This is a genomic window from Planosporangium spinosum, assembly GCF_049999945.1.
Classification (GTDB): Bacteria; Actinomycetota; Actinomycetes; order Mycobacteriales; family Micromonosporaceae; genus Planosporangium; species Planosporangium spinosum.
Map to the genome: position 1 here is coordinate 414,672 of NZ_JBLYUB010000002.1, position 20,150 is coordinate 434,821.

Consider the following 20,150-nt stretch of genomic DNA (forward strand, 5'->3'; position numbering starts at 1 on the left):
CGATCGGGGCAGTCAACCGCGCATGACCGCCACCGAGATCCGGAACCAACCCTGGCTGCACGAGTACGGCCGGGAGATCCAAGCGTTCGGTACCGTGCGGCAGTTCCCGGTCGCGTTGCCCAACGAGACCCGCAAGTACTCCTGCGAGTGGCTGAACCGGATCTTGGCCGACACCCAGATGCTCTATGCGCTGTACAAGAAACATCACTGGCTGGTTCGGGGTGTCACGTTCTACCAGCTGCACCTGCTGCTGGACAAGCACGCCAGCGACCAGTTGGCGCTCGTCGACGCCCTGGCGGAACGGGTACAGACGCTGGGCGGTATCGCCATCGGCGACCCGCGCCTGGCGGCCGAGGTCACCGGTGTGCCGCGGGCACCGGACGGCGCCGAGGAGGTACCGGCGATGCTGTCGCGCCTGCTGGAAGCGCACGAGATCATCCTGAAGGAGTCGCACGACGCCGCCGCCCGGGTCGCCGAACTCGGCGACGACGGAACCAACGACCTACTGGTATCGGGCGTCATCCGGACCGGCGAGCTACAGGCGTGGTTCCTCGCCGAACACCTGGTCGACACACCCCTGGTCCACGCCGACGCCCCATAGCCGAGAGGATCTCAGCCGAGGGGATCGCAACACAGTGGACTACGGCGACTTCCTCTCCCTGGTCGAATCCCTGGTCGAACAGGCCATCAACGCCGACCGGGAGACCGCCGAGTTCTTCAACGCCACCAACCAACTGCCGAACGAGTACGGGGATCCGGTGGCCCGCCGCGCCTGAGCACCGTCGCCCCGCCTGAACACCGCCGCTCCACCGGACCGGCACCGCTCCGCCCGGACCATGGCCGTCGCAGCGGCGGCCCGCCGGATCCGTATCCATGGAAACCGTACGGCACCCGGACGTTCAGCAATTTCACAGCTACGCCCACAGCCAGCTCTCAGCCAGCCACCCCATCATGATGTTCATGGCTGGACGGCGGCTCGCATCGGTGGGTGTCCTCGCCGCGGCGATGACCGCGGCCGCGGCCCTCTGGGTCACGCAGCATGCGCCGCTGCCCTCCTCGCTTCGCGGGATCCGCCAGGCACACGCCGTCATCACGACGACGGTCGCCGCGCACATGCGCGCCCCCATGGCGGCCCCGACGCCACAGCCCACCAGGCAGGTGCCGCTCGGGCTGCCGGTGACCGCCCTCATTCTCCTCGGACTGGTACCGGTCGGTACGGCCCTGCGGCGGCGCGCCGCGGCCGCACCCGTGACAGCGCGGCCGCCACGCCGTGGGCGGGCACCGCCCTCGCCCACGTCGGAGCAGCGCACCGCGCGTATCCGCGTCCGGTAGACCAGCACGCCCGCCCTGATGGCGGGCAGTTCCCACATACTTTCCGTCCATCATGGAGGCGGTCATGTCCAGCATCACCATGCCCAAACCCCGTCGGTACGCCGACGTCGTCGACCACCTGCCCCGGCTGCGCGAGATGCTCGAGGAGCACCGGCGGTTCCGGCTCGACCAGCTCAACCAGCTCACCTCGCAGTACGAGGCGACGCCCGGCCAGCACATCGACACCCTCGACGCAAGCGCCGACAACGCCCGGGTCGAGGTGACCGCGGCCGTCGAAGCGGCTGCCCGGCAGGCCCTCGACGACATTGACGCCGCGCTGGCGAGGATCGCCACCGGACAGTACGGCGACTGCACCGAATGCCACGCGCCGATCCCGGTCGACCGGCTGCTTGCCATCCCGCAGGCACCGCTGTGCATGGACTGCCAGCGGCGAGCCGAGCACCGCCGGTAGGAGCGGCAGGGCCGGTAGGAGCGGCAGGGCCGGTAGGAGCGGCAGGGCCGGCACTGATGAGCCGGCCACGCCGCGCCGACCACGAACGGCCGCCAGGGCATCAGCGCCCGGGCGGCCGTTGGTGCGTTCCGCCCGGCCGCGTACGGTCAGATCGGGATCATCGACCAGGCCGGGTCACGGCCGAACGCGGCGAGCAACGCATCCTGCTCCCCGACCGGCTCCGGCAGGTCGACCGGTGGGCCGACCACGCCGGCACCCCGGTACGTCTCCGCCCGCTCGGTGAACCACTCGGCGCAGATCCGGACCAGCGCCGGGTCGAGCCGGCGGTCCATGCCGGTCGCGGCGGCGATGTCCCAGGAGTGGATGAGGTGGTCGGCGAGCAACTGCCGGACGTACTCCTCCGCCGGCGTCTCCCCGAACGAGAGGTGGACGGTGCGGTCCAGCGCACCGGGCGCGGTGACCGCCGCCTGCGCCTGCTTGGCAGCCTCGGTCAGGGTACCCAGCGGATCCGCACCGAGCAGGTCACCATCGAAACGGTCACCGACCTGGGCGATCGTGGCACCGGCCAACAGTTCGACGGTCCAGCGGTCCTCGCTGACCAGGTGGTTGACGATGGCGCGGACGTCCCACCCTGGACATGGGGTGGGGTCCGGCCACTGCTCCGGGCGCACCTGGTGCACCCGGTCGATGAACTCCGTGAGGCTGTGTCGGTACACATCGACAAGGTCCATGCCGAACCCCCTGGGAGAGACGGTGGATCACCTGGACACCGGACCAGATGAACCACCCGGCCGGCTGGATCGCCCAGTCAGGCTGGGTCACCCGATCAGGCTGTGCCACCCGATCAGGCTGGGTCACCCGATCAGACCCCGACAGGCGCAGCCGACGCCGTACCGGGTCTCGACAAGGAGCCACGACGGGCGGCCGGCTCATCGCCGAGACGGAGAGGCGCGGTCTCGCGGGCACGCGGCCCGCAGCGGTGCGTATGTCGGAGGCGCGAACGTCATAGGTGTGAACGTCACAGGTACACGCGTCACAGGTGCAAACGTGGAGGCGGATGTCACCCGGCCAGCATCTGGAACGCCGGCCACAAGACGTACCCGACTCTACGCGCATCGACCGGTCACGTCCCATTCTCGGCCCACGGATCGATTGCGCAGATGTGCAGCCGGCGATCTGCTCCCCTCTCCGCCGCCGTCGGCAGAGCGTGCGGCCGTCTCCGACGTGGACGCCCGCACCGAGCCGGGCGGTGCGGTGCCGGCCGCCGCGGTCACAGGCATGGACATGGCGCGCGGTGCCGGACGACGATGCGCCGTATGGAAAATCTTGAATTTGAAAGTAACCGACGGGCCACGCCCTCACGACGGGCGTTCCTGGCGGCGTCCGCCGGGACCGCGGCGGTGGCCGCGCCACTGGTCGGCGGGTCGGCCGCGGTGGCGGCGCCGCTGCTCGGTGAACCTGCGCCGACCGGTGGCCCGGCGCTCACCGGCGCCTCCGCGCCGGCCCCGGCCGTCACCGGTCCCGGGCGACCGGTCACCCCGCAACCGCCGGACCGGCAGCTACGGGCGCTGCTCGGGGAACTCGACCAGCGCCGCATCGAGGCCACCGTACGCCGGCTCGTCGCGTTCGGTACCCGTCACACCCTGTCCTCCCAGGACGACCCGGCACGCGGCATCGGCGCCGCCCGGGACTGGATCCACGCCCAGATGCGCGAGTACGCGGCGGCGTCCGGCGGCCGGATGACGGTCGAACTCCAGTCGTTCGTCCAGGAGGTCTCGCCCCGGATCCCCGCACCCACCCGTATCACCAACGTCATCGCGACGCTACGCGGCGACACCGCGCCCAACCGGGTGTACGTGGTGTCCGGCCACTACGACTCGCGCGTCACCGACGTCATGAACGCCACCAGCGACGCGCCGGGCGCCGACGACGACGCGTCCGGGGTGGCCGTCGTGATGGAGCTGGCGCGGGTGATGGCGACCCGCCGGACCGAGGCGACGATCATGTTCGTCGCGGTGGCCGGCGAGGAGCAGGGGCTGTACGGGTCGGCCTACCTGGCCAAGCAGCTCAAGGAGGCCGGCGTCGAGGTACGCGGGATGTTCAGCAACGACATTGTCGGCACCGGCGACGCGCACGACGGCACCCCTCCCGACCCGCGTACCGTCCGGCTGTTCGTCGAGGGCGTGCCGACGTCGGAGACCGCCGCCCAGACGGCGATCCGCCAGGCCGTCGGCGGCGAGAACGACGGCCCCTCCCGACAGCTCGGCCGGTTCGTCCGGGACGTGGCCAGCAACGAGCAGACCGGCATGACGGTACGCGTGATCTGGCGGCGCGACCGGTACCTGCGCGGCAGCGACCACCTCTCGTTCCTGCAGCAGGGCTACCCGGCGGCCCGCTTCACCGAGCCGCGGGAGAACTTCGCGCACGAGCACCAGGACACGCGGGTGGAGAACGGCGTGGTCTACGGCGACCTACCGGAGTTCTGCGACTTCGGGTACATCACCCGGGTGGCGAAGGTGAACGCCGCCGCGCTGTGGTCGCTGGCGCAGGCGCCCGGCACCCCGCAAAGCGTGCAGATCGACACCTCCGGACTGACCAACGACACCACGCTGCGGTGGCAACGCGGTACCGAACCCGATCTGGCCGGGTACGAGGTGCTCTGGCGCGAGACGACGGCACCGGAGTGGACGCATGTCATAGCGGTCGGCGACGTCACCACCGCCACGATCGACCTGTCTAAGGACAACGTGCTGTTCGGCGTGCGGGCCGTCGACCGCGACGGGCACCGCAGCCCGGTCGCCGCTCCGACACCGGCAAGCTGAGGTCGGCCGGCCGGCTGCCCGGCCGGCCAGTTGCCCAGTCACCCAGCCGCCCAGTCACCCAGCTCAGGCGGCGCGACAACCGCGAGCGGCCGCCGGTACGTGGAACTGACGCACCTCCGGCGCCGCCGCTGCGCCGCCGCGCCACTACCCGCCGCGCCGTTACCGCGCGCCCTCCCGTGATCGTGAAGAGTTGCGTGGCCATGGCCACGAAGCCTTCATGATCATGGGAGGGGCACGGGTGGTGGGAGTGGGCCGTCGGAAGTGAACGGGCTGATACTCCGCGATCATTCACCAGTACCCGATTCGATCACTCTGCGTATAGAACTTTCACCATGTGCATGCCGGAGAATGAAGAAAATCACCAATTCGAGCGAAAACTTTGTCGGCCCGCTCAGCCCGTGATTACCGTCGGCTATGTCCGCGACCGCGGGCCCCACGGTCGGTAACGCCGAGTCCTGCCACCGGCCGCCGGGAACCCGTCAACCAGGCAGGAGCGGGGGAACCACACGTTTCCCGGTACGCACCACGCTCGTTGCGTACCTCGGGGTGAAGCCGCAGCGCGGCCGGGCTCCTCGGCCCGAACCCGACAGCTCACCTCGTAGGCGTGGAGGTTTTTACATGGCACACAACCGGTACCAGGCACGCCACTACCGTCGGTCGGCCACGCGTCGGCTCTCCGGGCGCCTCGCGCTCGGCGCCGTCACCGCGGGCGCCGCCGGTGCGGCATCCCTGCTGGGTCCGGCTCAGGCCGCCAGCGCCGCCTCGAGCGTCAACTGGGACGCGGTCGCCCAGTGCGAGTCGGGCGGCAACTGGAGCATCAACACCGGCAACGGGTTCTACGGTGGTCTGCAGTTCACGCAGAGCACGTGGGCCGGCTACGGCGGCAAGCAGTACGCCGCCCGCGCCGACCAGGCTACCCGTGAGCAGCAGATCGCCGTCGCGGAGAAGGTCCGGGCAGGTCAGGGCATGGGCGCCTGGCCGGTCTGCGGCTCCCGTGGGGGCTCGACGCAGAGCTACACGCCGAAGAAGGCCACCACGAAGAGCCAGTCCGGCGGGAAGTCCGAGTCGAGCGGGGAGTCGCAGCAGCAGGCGCCGGCCCAGGCCGCTCAGCCGGCAACGCCGGTGCAGGCCACCGGCCGTACCTACCAGGTGCAGCCCGGTGACACGCTGTCGACCATCGCCGAGCGCCAGGGCGTCAACGGCGGCTGGGAAGCGCTGTACGCGCTCAACCGCCAGGTGGTGGGCGGCAACCCGAACCTGATCCTGCCGGGTCAGCAGCTCCAGCTCTGACACCCGCCGGGGCCGGCGGCTCGCGCGCTGACGGTGAGCCTCAACGACGAGGCTCGACGACATAACGGAAACCGGGGCGTCCACTCCCGCCGGGGAGTGGACGCCCCGGCGTCATCCGGTCGGTACCGGTACGTGCGCGGGCAGCAGTCCCTCGGCCCGCAGGTCGGCCCAGAGCGCCGGCGGGATCGGGTACGCGAACAGGTCGGCGTTCTCGTCGACCTCCTCCGGCGACCGCGCCCCGATGACGACGCTGGTGACGGCGGGGTGCCCGAGCGGGAACTGGATCGCCGCGGCCGGCAACGGCACCCCGTACCGGTCGCAGACGCGCCTGATGGCGAGCGCCTTCGCCAGGACCGGGGCGGGCGGCGGCGCGTAGTCGAAGTGCGAGGTGGGCGACGGGTCGACCAGCAGGCCCGAGTTGTAGACCCCACCGGCGAGGACCGCGATCCCCCGCTGCGCGCACAGCGGCAGCAGTCCGTCCAGGCCGGACTGGTCGAGCAGGGTGTACCGGCCGGCCAGCAGGAAGCAGTCGAACCCGGGGCGGGCCGCCTCCCGGGCGAACCGGGTCAGCATCGCCGCCTGGTTCATGCCGGCGCCGACCGCGCCGATGACCCCGCACGCGCGCAGGTCGGCCAGGGCGCGGTACGCCTCGCCGAGCGCGGCGTCGAAGTGGTCGTCGGGGTCGTGCAGGTGCAGCACGTCGACCCGGTCCAGCCCCAGCCGCTCCAGGCTGGACTCCAGGGACGCCCGGACCGCCTCGTAGGTGAAGTCGAAGCGCGGCGTCACGCCGGTCGCCGCGGCCTCCGGCCAGACGTCCTCGATGTCCGTACCGCCCGGTTCCAGCAGCCGGCCCACCTTGGTGGACACGACGTAGCTGTCCCGCGGGCGCGGGGCGAGGGCGCGGCCGGCGCGGCGCTCGGACAGCCCGTACCCGTACAGCGGAGCGGTGTCGAACAGCCGCAGGCCACGGTCCCACGCCCGGTCGACGGTGGCGACGGCCTGCTCGTCGCCGACCGGCCGGTAGAGGCCACCGATCGGGGCGAGGCCGAGCCCGAGGCGGGTCACCGTGAGATCGGTACGGCCGAGCCGGACCGGGGCGGCTGCGTCCATCGGGAACTCCTCGCCGAATCCTATAGGATCTTGGCCCCTCATCCTTCTGATCGACGCCCGCCACTGTCAAGTACGGCGGTCCGCCGCGGGAGGTTCGACCCGACAGCTATCCGAGGTACAGCTATCCGAGGTACGGAGTGGCGCGCCGACGGTGTAGTGCGACCTGGCTCGCAACCCCTGCCGACACGGCTGGCGGCCCTTGAGCCGCCGGCCGCCATGCTGTTGGGTGCCGGTATGACGAGCACGACCGGGCGCCGGTGGACGTGGACCGGCAGCGCGTCGCACCGGGTGTACAGCGTTGTGGTGTTCATCGTGCTCGCGTCGCTGGACAACGTCGCGATCGGCCTGGTACCGCCGCTGGTGAGCCCGATCAGCCGGGACCTGGCCGTACCGGAGAGCGCCATCGGCGCCGTCACCGCCGCCAGCTTCCTGGTCAGCGCGGTGGCCGGGGTCGGCTGGGCGTACCGGGGCGACCGCACCGACCGCAAGCGGCTGCTGATGGTCGGCACCCTCCTGTGGGCCGCCGGGCTGGTCGGCACCGCCCTGTCGGCGAACTGGCCGGCCTTCCTCGCCGCCCAACTGCTGGCGAGCGTCGGGCTCGGCGCGGTCGGCTCGGTCGGGTACTCGGTGGTCACCGACCTGATCTCGCCGCGCCGGCGCGGCCTGGTGATGAGCCTGTGGGGGCTGTCGCAGGGCGCCGGCACCCTGGCCGGCACCCTGCTGGGCGGCGCGCTCGGCGGGCGCGACTGGCACCGGCCGTTCTGGCTGCTCGCGGGCGTCGGGGTCGGCGCGACCTGCGCCTACCTGTTCACGTACGACGTCCGGCGGGGACAGAGCGAGCCGGAGCTGGCTCAGGCGTTCTCCTCGGGTGCCGGGTACGGGTACCGGATCGGCCGCGCCGACCTGCCGGCGATCGCGGCCCGGCGGACCAACGTCTGGCTGGTCCTGCAGGGGCTGACCGCGCAGGTCACCTTCGGCTCGCTGGTGTGGCTGCCGCGGCTGTTGCAGGCCAAGGCCGAAGCGCTGGGGTACCCGCAGGACACGGCGATCCTCATCGGCAGCCTGTTCGCCGTGCTGTTCCAGCTCGGCGGGGTACTGTCGATCATCGGTGGCCTCGTCGGCGACCGGCTGCAACGGCGCACGCCGCGCGGCCGGGCGCTGGTCGCCGCCGTCGGCGTGATCGGCGGGGTGCCGCTGTACCTCGCGCTGTTCTACGCGCAGCTGCGGATCGACGCGCCGACCGACGCGAGCGGTGGCGCGGTCGCCCGCGCGGTCCTCAGCAGCGTCGTCACCGAGCCGACGATGGCGCTGACGTTCCTGGCCGCGCTCACCGCGCTCGCGCTGACCTCGGCGAACTCGCCGAACTGGTTCGCGCTGATCGCCGACGTCAACCCGCCCGAGCACCGGGCCACCGTGTACAGCGCGGGCAACCTGGTCAACGGCGTCGGCCGGGCGGTCGGCAACGGTGTCGTCGGCGTGGTGTTCCGGGCGCTGTCGACGGCGCTGCCCCCGCCGGGCAACTACGCCGCCGGGCTGGCCCTCTTCCAGGTGTTCTTCGTGCCGACCGCACTGATGTACTACCTCGCCGCCGGTACCTCGCCGGCCGACATCAGCGCGGTCCGCCGGCTGCTGCGGGAGCGCGGCGCGGCGGGCGGCTCCGGCGCGGCGGACGATGGCGCGGCAGACGATTCCGGCCCGGCGACGGCGGATCCCGCCGGAGCTAGCCCGGCGACGCCGCCGGGGACGCCATGACCTCGACCCGGTTGCGGCCGTTCTGCTTGGCGGCGTACAGCGCGCCGTCGGCGTGGGCCAGCAGGTCGCTGAGGTCCTCCTCGCCACTGCCGGCATGGGCCACCCCGACGCTGATCGTGACGCTGAGCGGCCCGGCCTCGGTCGGCACCGGCTCGGCGCAGATGGCCGTCCGCAGCCGCTCCGCCAGCCGGATCGAGCCCGCCCCCGTCTCCGGGGTGACCAGGACGAACTCCTCACCGCCGTAGCGACCCACCACGTCGCCGTCGCGGGTGCTCGCGCGCAGCCGGGCGGCCACCTCGCGGATCACCTCGTCGCCGACCGGGTGGCCGTAGGTGTCGTTGATCTGCTTGAAGTGGTCGACGTCCAGCATGATCACCGCTGCCGGACGGTGGTGGCGCTGCGCGATCCCCAGCACCCGGCGCGCCTCGGCGAAGAAGTGGTTGCGGTTGTACAGCCCGGTCATCCCGTCGATCGTGGCCATCCGCCGGACCTGGCTGAACAGGCGCGCGTTCTCGTACGCGATCATGCCCTGCTCCACCAGCGCGGCCACCAGTTGCACCTGGGCGTCCCCCGGCGGTTCCGGACTGCGCGAGGCGACGAGCACCGTGCCCAGCGGCTCGTCGCGCTCCGGCGCCGGGACCGCCAGCCACGACCGGGGCCGGCCGAGCAGCACGCCCAGCGGGCCGTTCCACCCCGCGGACCGGGTACCGACGTGCGGTCCGGTGAGGTCGCGCAGGGTCGCGAGTTCATCGTCGTCGATCCCGTCGAAGGAGCCGCCGACCGCCTCGGGCAGCCGCGCCGAGCCCCGGCCGGCGGTCAGCACGTACCGGTCGCCTTCGGGTGCGAGCAGCACCGCGGTGTCGCCCGGCAGGTGCCGGAGCACCGCGTCCAGCAGCCGCCGCATCACCTCGTCCGGGTCCAGGGTCGCGCTGAGCTCGCTCATCGCCGCGCGCAGCGTCTCGGCCACGTCCCGCTGGCGCCGGGCCGTCTGGGCGACGACCTCGAGCTGCGCGGCCCGGGCCGTCTCCAGCGACACCGCCACGTGGTGGGTGATGGCGGTCAGGATGTCGACGTCCTCGGCGGTGAAGATGCCCTTGGCGACCCGGCTGTCGAGGTACACCACGCCGACGGTGCGGCCGTCGAACTGCAACGGGGCGATCATGATGCTGCGCAGGCCATGGACGAGCGCGCTGCGCGACCCGAGGGCCACCCCCTCCTCGCTGCCGGTCACCACGAGCGCCTCACCGGTGTCGCGGACCCGCTCGACCAGCGTGGAGCTGTGCCCGGTCAACTCGTCGATGTCGCGGCCGTCGACGTCGCGGCCCAGGTGCGGCACCAGCCGGTCACGTTCGGGATCGACCAGGAACAGGTACGCGCGCTCGGCGCCGAGGATCTTCACCGTCTCGTCGAGCGCCACCCGGGCCAGTTCGCGCGGGTCGAGTACGGTCGCCGCGGCGAAGCTGACCTGCTGCAACGCGGCCAGGCGACGCCGGTGCAGCGCACCGCCGGCCCCAGCAGCGCCCCCGGTACCCGCGCCGCTGGTCATCGCGGGCGCGATGCTGGGCAGCGAGGACGGCGCGTCGGACAGGCCGAACTCGTCGCGCACCCAGCGGGCCCGGTACAGCCACTGTTGCCGGGTGGCGATCAGCAGGGCGGAGCGGGCGTGGTGCTCGGCCAGGGCCGCCTCGCCGAGCTGCCGGTAGGCCCGCGCACGGACCCGGGCCATCTGGTACGTGATCATGGGCGCGTTCAGCCGCAGCATCCGCGCCTCGGCGCGCAGCAGGTCGCGCAGCGCGCGCTCAGGCCGGCCCCGCAGCACGGCGAGGTCGGCACGGGCGACGCGCACGTACGCTCGCAGGGTCTGGTTGTCGGCCCCGCTGGCCAGCTCCGCGACGGCGTGTTCGGCGGCGACGAGCCGGCGAGCCCGCTCGGCCGGGTCGGTCGCCGCCCGGCACCGCTCCAACCGGCCGGTCGCCAAGGCGAGGTAGACCACCCGCTGCTCGGAGAGCATGTCACGGGGGCGCAGACCGAGCCGCGCGAACCGGCGCGCCGCCTCCTCGAACGGCTCGTTGAGCTCGCCCCGCTCGACCGCGGTGAACACCTCGACGGTCCGGAGGTTGATCTGCTGGGCCAGGTTGTGCGGGTTGTTCATAAGGAACCTGCTCAGCGTCTCCGCCCCGGCCGCCGCCTCGTCCGGCCGGCCGAACTGCGCCGGTACGATGGCGGCCACCATGCCGAACGCCGCGCCCTCGGCCTCCCCGCCGGACGCCAGCCGGACCCGTCCCCGCTCGTACCAGACCCGCGCCTCGCGGGTACGCCCCTGCATGACCAGCCGGACACAGATGGCGGCGATGCCCGTCAGGTAGTCGCCGAGGTCGAGCCAGCGTTCGTGCTCGACGAGGATCCGCTGCCACAGCAGCTCGCCCCCCTCGGCCTGGCCCATGACCGCGCCCGCGCCGCGTCGCCACTCCACGTACCCGACCAGGGCCGGGTCGCCGATCCGGGCGGCGACGGCGGCCGACCGGTCGAACAGCCGCTCAGCCAGGCGGTGCCGACCGGCGATGTTGGCGACCAGCCCGAACCCGGCCATGTGCCGGGTGTACTCGGTGCCGGGGCCGAGCCGGTTGATGGCGTACAGCGAGCGGAACGACACCATCGCGCGCCGGCGCAGATGCATGCTCAGCGTCGAGGCGTACGCGCCCATGTCGTAGAAGCCCGCCTCCAGCCGGTAGCGTTCGCGCTGCTCACCGGAGGCGGTACCGAACCCGATCCTGGTCAGGCCGATCGCGAGTCCGGCCAGGAACGACATCAGCGTGGTCACGAACCGGGCGAACCCGCTCCGCGGCAGCGGCCGGCCCAGCTCGGCCAGGCCCCGGCAGACCGTTTCCCAGGCCCGGCCGGGGTCCCAGGCACCGGCGTGCACCCAGGCGATCTGGGCGATGATGTCGGCGCGGCGCAGCCGGTCGGGCTCGGCGTGCAGCGCCCGCTCCAGGTGGACGAGCGCCTCGACGAACCGGCCGGTACGGGCGCAGCCCACGCCCAACGCCCGGTGGAACGCGGAGTCGGTGGCGATACCCGCGCCGGCGGCCACGACCGCGGCCACGTCCAGGAAGTCCAGGGCCTCGGCCGGCGCGTGGTCGGCCAGCGCGAGGTGGCCCGCCGCCACGCTCGCCCGGAAGACACGCTCGGGTGCCCGGTCGGGCTCCCCCCGCGCGTAGTGGCGGGCCATCGCGTAGACCCGTTCCGGGTCGTCGGAGCCCTCCGCGTCCAGTGCCTCGGCGATGCGCTGGTGCAACCCGCGCCGCTCGGCGGCGCTGAGGTCGGCCAGCAGCGCCTCCCGGATGCGGTCGTGCAGGAACGCATACCCACCGTCGATCGCGGTGAGCAGCCGGCGGGCCTCCGCCTCGACCAGCGCGTCGAGGGCCCGGTCGGCGTCGACGTCGCAGACCCGGGCGACCAGGTCGGTCCGGAACCGCATACCCGCGGCGGCACCCGTGACGAGCAGCCGGCGACTCTCCTGGCCCAACCCGTCGATGCGCGACAGGACCAGGTCGAGCGCGTCGTCGGAGATCGCGAGCCGGTCCAGCCCGGCGAGGTCGAGCCGCCAGCCGTCCCAGGTCGGGATCATCAGGCCGGCGTCGATGACGGCGCGCACGTACTCCACGACGGTGAACGGGTTGTCCCCGACCCGCGCCAGGAGCTGCTCGACGGCCTCGTCGGTGACCCGCATCGCACCCAGGTGGACACGGACCAGCTCGGCGATCGCCCGGTCGTCGAGCGGTTGCAGCGGCAGGTGGGTGTCGAGCGCGCCGGCCATGTCGCCGCGGAACGACTCGACCCCCGGGGCGCTGGCGGCGTCGTCGCGGGCGCTCGCGAGCACCAGCAACGGTGCGTCCGGCAGCCGCGCCGCCACCTGCTGCAGCACCCGGCGGGTCGCACCGTCGAGCCACTGAACGTCGTCGATCTGCAGGACCGCGCCGCCGGCCGTCTCGGCCAGGTCGACCAGGAACGCCGCCACCGTGTTGGTGAACTGCTCGTGCCGGTCGTTGCCGTCCAGGTCCGGCACCGGCACGAGCGCGCCGAGCATCGGCGACAGCGCCTTGAGCAGCGCGCCCGCCGGGCCGATCGCCGTGCGCAGCCGGTCCAGGGCCGCGTCGCGCTCGGCCGGCGGCAACCGGTCGATGCCGTGCAGGTGCTGCTCCACAGCGGCGCGCAGCGGCGCCAAGGGTACCGGGTCGTCGGGTACGCACTTGCCCTGCAGTACCAGCCGGCCCTCGGCGCGTACGGTCTTGGCCAACTCCTGGGCCAGCCGGCTCTTGCCGCCGCCCGGGGGCCCTTCGATCAGGGCCGCGCCGCCGTGCCGGGCCCGCGCCCGGCGCCAGCGGCCGATCAGCTCACCCATCTCGCGGTCGCGCCCGATCAGCGAGTCCTGGCCCCGTACCACCAGGCGGCGGCCGGGCCCGGTGCCGACGGTGAAGTCCGCGCCCGGGTCGTCGCGTAGCCGCTCCAGGTCGACCAGCAGGCTCTCCCCGGTGGTGTACCGGTCGTCGGGGTCCTTGGCGAGCAGCTTCGCGACGATCGCGGCGAACGTCGCCGACACCTCCGGCCGGACGGCCCGCAGGTCCGGGACCGGTGCGGTGGCGTGCAGCCGGATCAGTTCACCGGCGTCCTCGGCCGAGAACGGCGGCGCGCCGGTGAGGCACTCGTACAGCACGACGCCGAGCGCGTACAGGTCGGACCGGGCGTCGACCGGGCGCTTGAGCATGCCGGCCTGTTCCGGCGCGCTGTAGGTGAGCGTGCCGGCGACCGCGCCGTCCTGCGCGCCATTCCGGGTGGCCAGTCCGAAGTCGATCAATCGGGCCGTGCCGTCCGGAGTGATCATGATGTTGTCCGGCTTGACGTCGCGGTGCACCAGGCCGGCGCGGTGGACCGCGGCGAGCGGCCCGACGACGTCGATGGCCAGGCGTAGGGCGCGCGCCTCGTCGAACCGGCCGCCGCGCAGCGCCCGGGACAGCGAGGCGCCCTCGATCAACTCCAGGATCAGGTACGGGCCGGTGTCGGCCAGGCCGACCTCGAAGGTGTCGGGCAGCAGCGGGTGGTCCACGCAGCTCAGTAGCGCGGCTTCGCGTCGCGCCGCGGCCAGCGCCCGCTCGGTGTCGATGTCGGACGAGGTGAGCAGCTTGAGGGCGTACTCGACGCCGCGGCGGCGCACCCGGTAGACGACCGTCTCGGCACCCCGGCCGAGTTCCTCGAGCACGTCCACTTCGGGGAAGGTCCCGGGCCCCACCCCGACGTTTCTGCTCACGTGCCGTCCGTTCCGTCCTGACCTATGCCGTTGTTCCCGTTTGCCACGGCGGCGCGCCTACCCACCGACCCCTCAGCCGCGGTCTTCGCCGGGATTCTCATCGGCGGGCGGTCCGGCGACCGAAGGAAAGTGATCGTATCTGTCAGCGAGCAGATGATTCCGCTGTGTAGTAACCACGCCGCGCCGGACCGGACGCGGAGCCGGGCCGCCCTCCCCCGTCCGGCCGACACGCCGGGCCAGGGCGCGCGCCCGGCACCGGGGCCACTGACGGCACGGACCTGCCGCCGGGGCCACTGACGGCACGCACGGACCTGCCCCCGGGGCCACTGACCGCGCGGGCGCGGCGGGTGCCCCGGCGAAGGCGCGTGTCGACGTAGGCTGACGACCATCGACACTTCCCGTGGCACCGGCTCGTACCTCGGCATCGACCTGGGCACCAGCGGCCTCAAGGTCGCCCTGGTCGGCGCCGACGGCCGCCCGCTGGCCACCGCCGAGACCGGGTACCCGATCGACAGTCCGCAGCCCGGCTGGGCGCAGACCGACCCCCGGGTCTGGGACGCGGCGCTCGATTCGGCCCTGGACCAGATCGGGCCGGCGCTCGCCGCCGGGGCGCCCCGCGCGGTCGGCGTGTCCGGCCAGATGCACGGTGCGGTGCTCTGCGACGCCGGCGGTGCGGCGGTCCGGCCCGCCGTCCTGTGGCCCGACCGCCGCGCCACCCCGCTGCTCGGGCGCTGGCGGGAACTGCCCGAGGCGGTACGCGAACGGCTGGCCAACCCGCTCGTCGCCGGCATGACCGGCCCGGTCATGGCGTGGCTGGCCGAGCACGAGCCGACCACCGTGGCCCGCGCGGAGGTCCTGTTGTTCCCGAAGGACTATCTGCGGCTGCGGCTGGGCGGGCCGGCCGTGACCGAGCGCAGCGACGCCTCGGCCACCCTGCTGTGGGACCTGCCGGCCGACACCTGGTCGGCCCCGGCCCTGCGGGCGGCCTCCGTACCGGACCGGCTCGTACCGCCGGTCGTGGACAGTGACCGGGTGGTCGCCCGGACCGACCGGCTCGCCGTCCACGGTGGACCGGCCGGCGTGCCGGTCGTGGCGGGCTGTGCGGACACGCCTGCCGCCCTGCTGGCCACCGGCCCGCTGACCGGCGGCGCCATCCAGGTCAACCTCGGTACCGGCGCACAGGTGCTGCGGCCGGTCGACCGGCCCCCGGTCGGCGCGGACCCGCCGGTACACGGCTACGCCGACACCGGCTCCGGCTGGTACGCCATGGCGGCGGTGCAGAACGCCGGCCTGGCGCTGGACTGGGTACGCCGGCTGTTCGACCTCGCCTGGCCGGACCTGTTCGCCCTGGCGGAAGGGGTACCGCCCGGCGCCGGCGGGGTGTCGTTCCTACCGTTCCTGACCGGCGAGCGGGGCGGCGTGGCACCCGCCGGCAGCCGCGCCGGCTGGCTGGGCATGACGGCCGCCACCGCACGGGCGGAGCTGGTCCGCGCCGCCGTCGAGGCCATGGTCTTCGCCGTGCGCCGGGCGGTCGACCTGCTCGACGCGGCCGGCCACCCGGTCCGGCTCACCGGCGGCGGGGGCCGTTCCGACCTGGTCGCCCGGCTGCTCGCCGACGCCTTGGAGGTACCGGTACGCCGGGTCACCGTGCCAGGCGCCTCCGCCACCGGCGCGGCGATCCTGGCCGCCCGGGGGGTCGGCATCGCCCTGCCACCGGCGGCCGACTACGGGCCGGTGCTGTCCCCCCGGTCGGCACCGGCCCTGCTCGGGGCGTACCGGCGCTGGCGGGACCGGCTCGCGGTCGCGGCGGCCGACGGCGACTGACCCCGCCTGGCCGGCGCCCGCCCCACCGGCGCCTACCGCAATCCGCGCGCCACCACCGTCCACGCGCCCACCGCCGTCCACTCGCCCACCGCCGTCCACTCGCCCACCGCCGTCCACTCGCCCACCGCCGTCAGCGCGTATGCGCTACCCGCGCACGGCTTCGTACTGGCGGCGGATCAACTCGGTGACCTGCCGCTCCAGGAGCGGCTGCACCGCGCGCCGCTCCGAGTCCCGCGCGGCACTCAGGGCGCCGCACGGGAACTCCCGGCTGCCGCAACGGCAGCCGAACACCGGCGGGATACCGAGCCACCACAGCCGGGGTCGGTGCGTGGCCTTGATGCGCTCGATGTCGCTCCAGTCCATGACCCTCCATCCCCTCGACGCGGGGGCGACAGCCGTCGACATGGGACGATCACCCGGGATACCGGGGACAATCGCCGTCGATGCGGCGCGGTCGACGGACTTTCCGTGCGGAACCTGCGCGCCGCGCCACCCCCGGATGTAGCGTCACGCTTACACAGCGCATCGTGAATGTCTCAGCGGTCTTCAAGAGTCTTCAACATCCGTTCGGACTGAGGATCATGAACAGAACTGGCGCACAGTTACGGGTAGCCCGAAACGCGGCGGGGGTCAGCCTGCGGGCGATGGCCGCGCGGACGAACTTCAGCAAGGGGCACCTGTCCAACATCGAAGCCGGTCGCCGGACGGTGACACCGGACGTGGTGTTGGCGTACGAACGCGCGCTTGGGGATGACGTGGACCGCAGGGGACTACTCACGGGGCTGGCCGCGACCGTGGTCGCGCCGGCCGCCGTGACCGAACTGATCAGGACGGGGTTCGCGGCCGCCCTGCGCGGGGGCTGGTCGGTCGACACCTGGCTGGCCCGGGTGGAGGACTACGGCCAGCAGTACATGACGTGCGGCGCGGCCCAGTTGCAGCAGCGGCTCGCCGCCGACCTGGTCGTCCTGCAGCAGCAACTGGAGAAGCCTCCCCTGTGGGCCGCCGCGGCCCGCCTGCTGACCACGTTCGGCAAGACGACCGACAACACCGACGAGGCGGTGTCGTGGTACCGACTGGCCGCCGTGGCCGCCGACCGGTCGGAGGTCACCTGCGCCCGGGTCTGGGTACGGGGCCGGGCCGCGCTGGCGCTGGCGTACGAGGGCGCCCGGCTCGACGCCGCGAACGAACTGGCCGAGCAGGCGCTCGCCATCACCGACAAGCCCTCGCTGGGCCGGCTGAATGCGCTCGTCGCCCGGGCACACGTGGCCGCGGTCCGCGGTGACCGGGACCGCGCCCTACGCGTACTGGACGACGCCCGGCGGGCGTTCGACGTCGTGGGCTCCGACGAGCAGGTCTCGGACTTCGCCGTCCCCGGGTGGCGGTTCCACACCTTCACGTCCATGCTGCTCAGCCGGCTCGGCGACCGGAGTGCCGTCGCCGAGCAGGACGCCGCCGACCGGACCCGCCCGGCGACGCTGCGGCGCTTCGCCACCCACGTCGAACTGCACCGCGCACTGATGCTGGTGAAGACCGGCGACGTCGCCGGCGGTCGGGCGTACGCGCGGGCGGCACTCGACCGACTGCCCGCGCAAGATCGGTCGCAGAGCCTGAAACTGCTGCTCGCGGAGGTCGAGCGGGGGTGACTCCCGGCACGGCCGGTGATCGCACCCGTATTAGGCTGGGACGATGGCCCGTACCTACGCCACCAACACCACCGTGGACCGCGCCGGCCTGCGGGACTTCCTCGCCTCCCGGCACCGCGGCGTGCTCATCACGCACCGCCGGGACGGCCGGCCCCAGTCCTCCCCGGTGACCTGCGGGGTGGACGCCGAGGGCCGGATCGTGATCTCGACGTACCCGCAGCGCGCGAAGGTCGTCAACGTGCGGCGCGACCCCCATGTGTCGATGTGCGTCATGTCCGACGACTTCAACGGCCCGTGGGTACACGTGGACGGGACCGCCGAGGTACTCGACCTGCCGGAGGCGCTCGAACCGCTGGTCGACTACTACCGGTCGATCTCCGGTGAGCACCCCGATTGGGCGGAGTACCGGGAAGCGATGGCCAAGCAGGGAAAGTGCCTGATCCGCGTGACGATCGACGACTGGGGACCGGTCGCGACCGGCGGCTTTCCGCCACCGGCGGAGTAGGACGGCACCGCCCGCCACCGGTCCCGCCCTACCCACGGGGGCCCGCGGTCAGGAAGGCGCGTAACCGGGCCACCCATTCGGCCCGCTTCTCGAAGTGCGCGGCGTGGCCGGCGCCGTCGACGAGTGCCAGTTCGCTGTGCGGTACGGCAGCGTGCAGCCGATGCGCGACCTGGACCGGGAAGCCCAACTCCTGCGCGCCGTGCAGGATCAGGGTCGGCCTGGCCAACTCGCGCAGCACCCGTTCCGGGTCCGCCGGGCGCGGCGAGCGCAGCCGGCCGGCCAACCAGTTAGCGTTCCAGCAGCCGGAGAACCGCACGCCGGCCAGTACCGCGCGCCACTCGTCGAGCAGGTCGAGGTTCCACAGCGACATCGGGGCGCTGAGCAGGGCGTGACGGCGGGTGCGCTCCGCGCCGTCGATCGACTCGTCAACGAAGATCCCCGCCGTCAGCGCGTCCACCGCCGGCGCCCGCCGGCGGTACTCGGGGTTCTCCGTGAGGTATCCCTCGATGTCGGGGTAGGCGGTGGTCGAGGCGAGGGCGAGCCGGTCGACCAGCCGCGGGTACCGCTCGGCGAAGAGCATCGCGAGCTGACCGCCGTAGGAGAAGCCGAGCAGGTCCACTCGGCTGACGCCGAACCACTCGACCAACCGGGCGGCGTCGTCGACGCACAGGTCCGGCTGGTACGCCTCGTCGGGCAGGTCCCGGCTGCTGCGACCGCAGCCACGCAGGTCGAAGAGCACCACCTGGCGCAGGTCGGCGAGGTCGTCCAGGGCGGGTAGCAGGTACGAGTGGTCCCAGCCCGGACCACCGTGGATGCCGAGCAGGATCGGCGCGCCCGGGTCACCGTGGCGCCGCACGAAGAGCGACACCTCACCCAGGTCGACGGTGCGCTCCTCCGGCGTGCGCGCTTCGGTACCGGTCACCCGACGAGTGTCAACCACGCGCGGTCCCCGGCGGCACCCCGCGGGCGGATCGCACGGACATTTTCACGCGTTTGGATACGTCAATGTAACGATCATCCGGTGAATCTTCCCAGGGGTGTCACACCGCGGATACGTTCCCTGCCACTCACGGACGACGAGCCCCTCGGACGTCCTGATCCACCGTCCTGGGAGAGTCGCCAATGCTCGGGTTCCTGCTGCGCAGGTTCGCGAACTACCTCGTTCTGATCGTGATCGCGACCAGCTTCGGTTACCTGCTCGCGGCCTCCACCCTCAACCCGCGCGCGAAGTACGACGATATCCAGCCGCACCCGCCGGAGGCGTCGATCACCCAGGCCCTGAGCAACCTGAACATGAACCCTGCCGACCCGAAGCTGGAACGGCTCGGCCGCTGGGCCAAGGGGATCGTCACCGAGGGCGACTTCGGCCGGACCATCGACAACACCCCCGTCAACGAGGAGTTCGGCCGCCGGATCTGGGTCAGCCTGCGACTGCTGCTGATCGGCACGATCCTCGGCTCGGTCGTCGGGGTCGCCGTCGGTGCCTACAGCGCCATCAACCAGTACCGGTGGTCCGACCATACGATCACGTTCATGTCCTTTGTGGTCATCTCCATCCCCGTCTTCGTGCTCGCCGTCGCACTGAAGCAGCCCGCGATCGGGTTCAACGGCCTGTTCGGCACCGACGTCCTGTTCATCCAGGGCGAGTACCAGGCCGGCGGCGGAGGCTGGTCGGGGGCGGCGATCGTCGACCGGATCCAGCACCTGGTCGTACCGACCCTGTCGCTCGCTCTGGGACTCGTCGCGTTCTACAGCCGGTACCAGCGCGCGACCATGCTCGACGTCCTCGGCAGCGACTTCCTGCGCACCGCGCGGGCGAAGGGACTGCGCCGCCGCCGCGCCCTGGTCAAGCACGGCCTGCGCACCGCGCTGATCCCGATGGTGACCTTCTTCTCCTACCAGTTCGTCCTGATGTTCGTGGGCGCCATCTTCACCGAGAAGATCTTCGGCTGGCACGGCATGGGCGAGTGGTTCATCGACTCGATCGGCAAGGACGACATCAACTCGGTCGGCGCGGTCGTCTTCTTCTCCGCGATCCTCGTGCTGATCGCCGGGATGCTCGCCGACCTCGCGTACGCCGCCCTCGACCCGCGCGTACGCGCCAACTAGGAGAAGC

General features: G+C 72.7%; 16 protein-coding genes and 1 riboswitch. Of the genes, 11 read left to right on the plus strand and 5 right to left on the minus strand.

What is annotated here, in order from left to right; all coding sequences use genetic code 11:
• Positions 1-22: 22 nt before the first annotated feature.
• The 4 genes from ACNTMW_RS04680 to ACNTMW_RS04695 all read left to right on the plus strand — a co-directional run bounded on the left by ACNTMW_RS04680 (position 23) and on the right by ACNTMW_RS04695 (position 1,783).
• Positions 23-601: a Dps family protein gene (locus ACNTMW_RS04680; protein WP_426632085.1), complete on the plus strand. Its 579-nt coding sequence runs from the start codon at positions 23-25 to the stop codon at positions 599-601.
• 34 nt (positions 602-635) lie between these two features.
• A complete protein-coding gene (locus ACNTMW_RS04685; RefSeq protein WP_426632086.1) occupies positions 636-776 on the plus strand; it encodes a hypothetical protein in 141 nt (46 codons plus the stop codon).
• 184 nt (positions 777-960) lie between these two features.
• The gene (locus ACNTMW_RS04690; protein ID WP_426632087.1) at positions 961-1,332 is read left to right on the plus strand and encodes a hypothetical protein; all 372 of its coding nucleotides are present in this window, start codon (positions 961-963) and stop codon (positions 1,330-1,332) included.
• A gap of 64 nt (positions 1,333-1,396) precedes the next feature.
• Entirely contained in the window at positions 1,397-1,783 is a 387-nt protein-coding gene (locus tag ACNTMW_RS04695; protein WP_426632088.1) for a TraR/DksA family transcriptional regulator, read from the plus strand.
• Between the two features lie 146 nt (positions 1,784-1,929).
• On the opposite strand, the gene ACNTMW_RS04700 is transcribed toward ACNTMW_RS04695, so the two are convergent.
• Positions 1,930-2,514: a TIGR03086 family metal-binding protein gene (locus ACNTMW_RS04700; RefSeq protein ID WP_426632089.1), complete on the minus strand. Its 585-nt coding sequence runs from the start codon at positions 2,512-2,514 to the stop codon at positions 1,930-1,932.
• Between the two features lie 585 nt (positions 2,515-3,099).
• On the opposite strand from ACNTMW_RS04700, the gene ACNTMW_RS04705 reads away from it, so the two are divergent.
• Together ACNTMW_RS04705 and ACNTMW_RS04710 are read left to right on the plus strand one after the other, a co-directional pair.
• Positions 3,100-4,605, plus strand: coding sequence for a M20/M25/M40 family metallo-hydrolase (locus ACNTMW_RS04705; RefSeq protein WP_426632090.1), 1,506 nt, complete (start codon positions 3,100-3,102; stop codon positions 4,603-4,605).
• Between the two features lie 436 nt (positions 4,606-5,041).
• Positions 5,042-5,225, plus strand: a riboswitch (cyclic di-AMP (ydaO/yuaA leader).
• Positions 5,224-5,895, plus strand: coding sequence for a transglycosylase family protein (locus ACNTMW_RS04710; RefSeq protein WP_426632091.1), 672 nt, complete (start codon positions 5,224-5,226; stop codon positions 5,893-5,895). It overlaps the preceding riboswitch by 2 nt.
• Before the next feature lie 111 nt (positions 5,896-6,006).
• Here ACNTMW_RS04710 and ACNTMW_RS04715 read toward each other — a convergent pair whose 3' ends face one another.
• Positions 6,007-7,005, minus strand: coding sequence for an aldo/keto reductase (locus ACNTMW_RS04715; RefSeq protein ID WP_426632092.1), 999 nt, complete (start codon positions 7,003-7,005; stop codon positions 6,007-6,009).
• Positions 7,006-7,239: 234 nt separating this feature from the next.
• Here ACNTMW_RS04715 and ACNTMW_RS04720 point away from each other — a divergent pair, with 234 nt between their 5' ends.
• Positions 7,240-8,757, plus strand: coding sequence for an MFS transporter (locus tag ACNTMW_RS04720; RefSeq protein ID WP_426632093.1), 1,518 nt, complete (start codon positions 7,240-7,242; stop codon positions 8,755-8,757).
• On the opposite strand, the gene ACNTMW_RS04725 is transcribed toward ACNTMW_RS04720, so the two are convergent.
• Positions 8,726-14,062, minus strand: coding sequence for a diguanylate cyclase (locus tag ACNTMW_RS04725; RefSeq protein WP_426632094.1), 5,337 nt, complete (start codon positions 14,060-14,062; stop codon positions 8,726-8,728). The two genes, ACNTMW_RS04720 and ACNTMW_RS04725, sit on opposite strands and share 32 nt — an antisense overlap.
• A 423-nt stretch (positions 14,063-14,485) precedes the next feature.
• Between ACNTMW_RS04725 and ACNTMW_RS04730 the strand changes: the two genes are divergently transcribed.
• On the plus strand, positions 14,486-15,886 hold the full coding sequence (locus tag ACNTMW_RS04730; protein ID WP_426632151.1) for a xylulokinase: 1,401 nt from the start codon (positions 14,486-14,488) through the stop codon (positions 15,884-15,886).
• A gap of 144 nt (positions 15,887-16,030) precedes the next feature.
• On the opposite strand, the gene ACNTMW_RS04735 is transcribed toward ACNTMW_RS04730, so the two are convergent.
• Positions 16,031-16,249: a hypothetical protein gene (locus ACNTMW_RS04735; protein ID WP_426632095.1), complete on the minus strand. Its 219-nt coding sequence runs from the start codon at positions 16,247-16,249 to the stop codon at positions 16,031-16,033.
• Between the two features lie 218 nt (positions 16,250-16,467).
• Between ACNTMW_RS04735 and ACNTMW_RS04740 the strand changes: the two genes are divergently transcribed.
• Together ACNTMW_RS04740 and ACNTMW_RS04745 are read left to right on the plus strand one after the other, a co-directional pair.
• On the plus strand, positions 16,468-17,529 hold the full coding sequence (locus ACNTMW_RS04740) for a helix-turn-helix domain-containing protein (RefSeq protein ID WP_426632096.1): 1,062 nt from the start codon (positions 16,468-16,470) through the stop codon (positions 17,527-17,529).
• A 43-nt stretch (positions 17,530-17,572) separates the two neighbouring features.
• Positions 17,573-18,034: a PPOX class F420-dependent oxidoreductase gene (locus ACNTMW_RS04745; protein WP_426632097.1), complete on the plus strand. Its 462-nt coding sequence runs from the start codon at positions 17,573-17,575 to the stop codon at positions 18,032-18,034.
• A 28-nt stretch (positions 18,035-18,062) separates the two neighbouring features.
• On the opposite strand, the gene ACNTMW_RS04750 is transcribed toward ACNTMW_RS04745, so the two are convergent.
• Positions 18,063-18,956 carry an alpha/beta fold hydrolase gene (locus ACNTMW_RS04750; protein WP_426632098.1) on the minus strand — a complete coding sequence of 298 codons (894 nt, stop codon included), beginning with the start codon at positions 18,954-18,956 and terminating at the stop codon, positions 18,063-18,065.
• A gap of 200 nt (positions 18,957-19,156) precedes the next feature.
• Between ACNTMW_RS04750 and ACNTMW_RS04755 the strand changes: the two genes are divergently transcribed.
• Positions 19,157-20,143 (plus strand): ABC transporter permease, encoded by a 987-nt coding sequence (locus ACNTMW_RS04755; RefSeq protein WP_426632099.1) that lies wholly within the window; start codon positions 19,157-19,159, stop codon positions 20,141-20,143.
• The last annotated feature ends 7 nt before the right edge of the window (positions 20,144-20,150 follow it).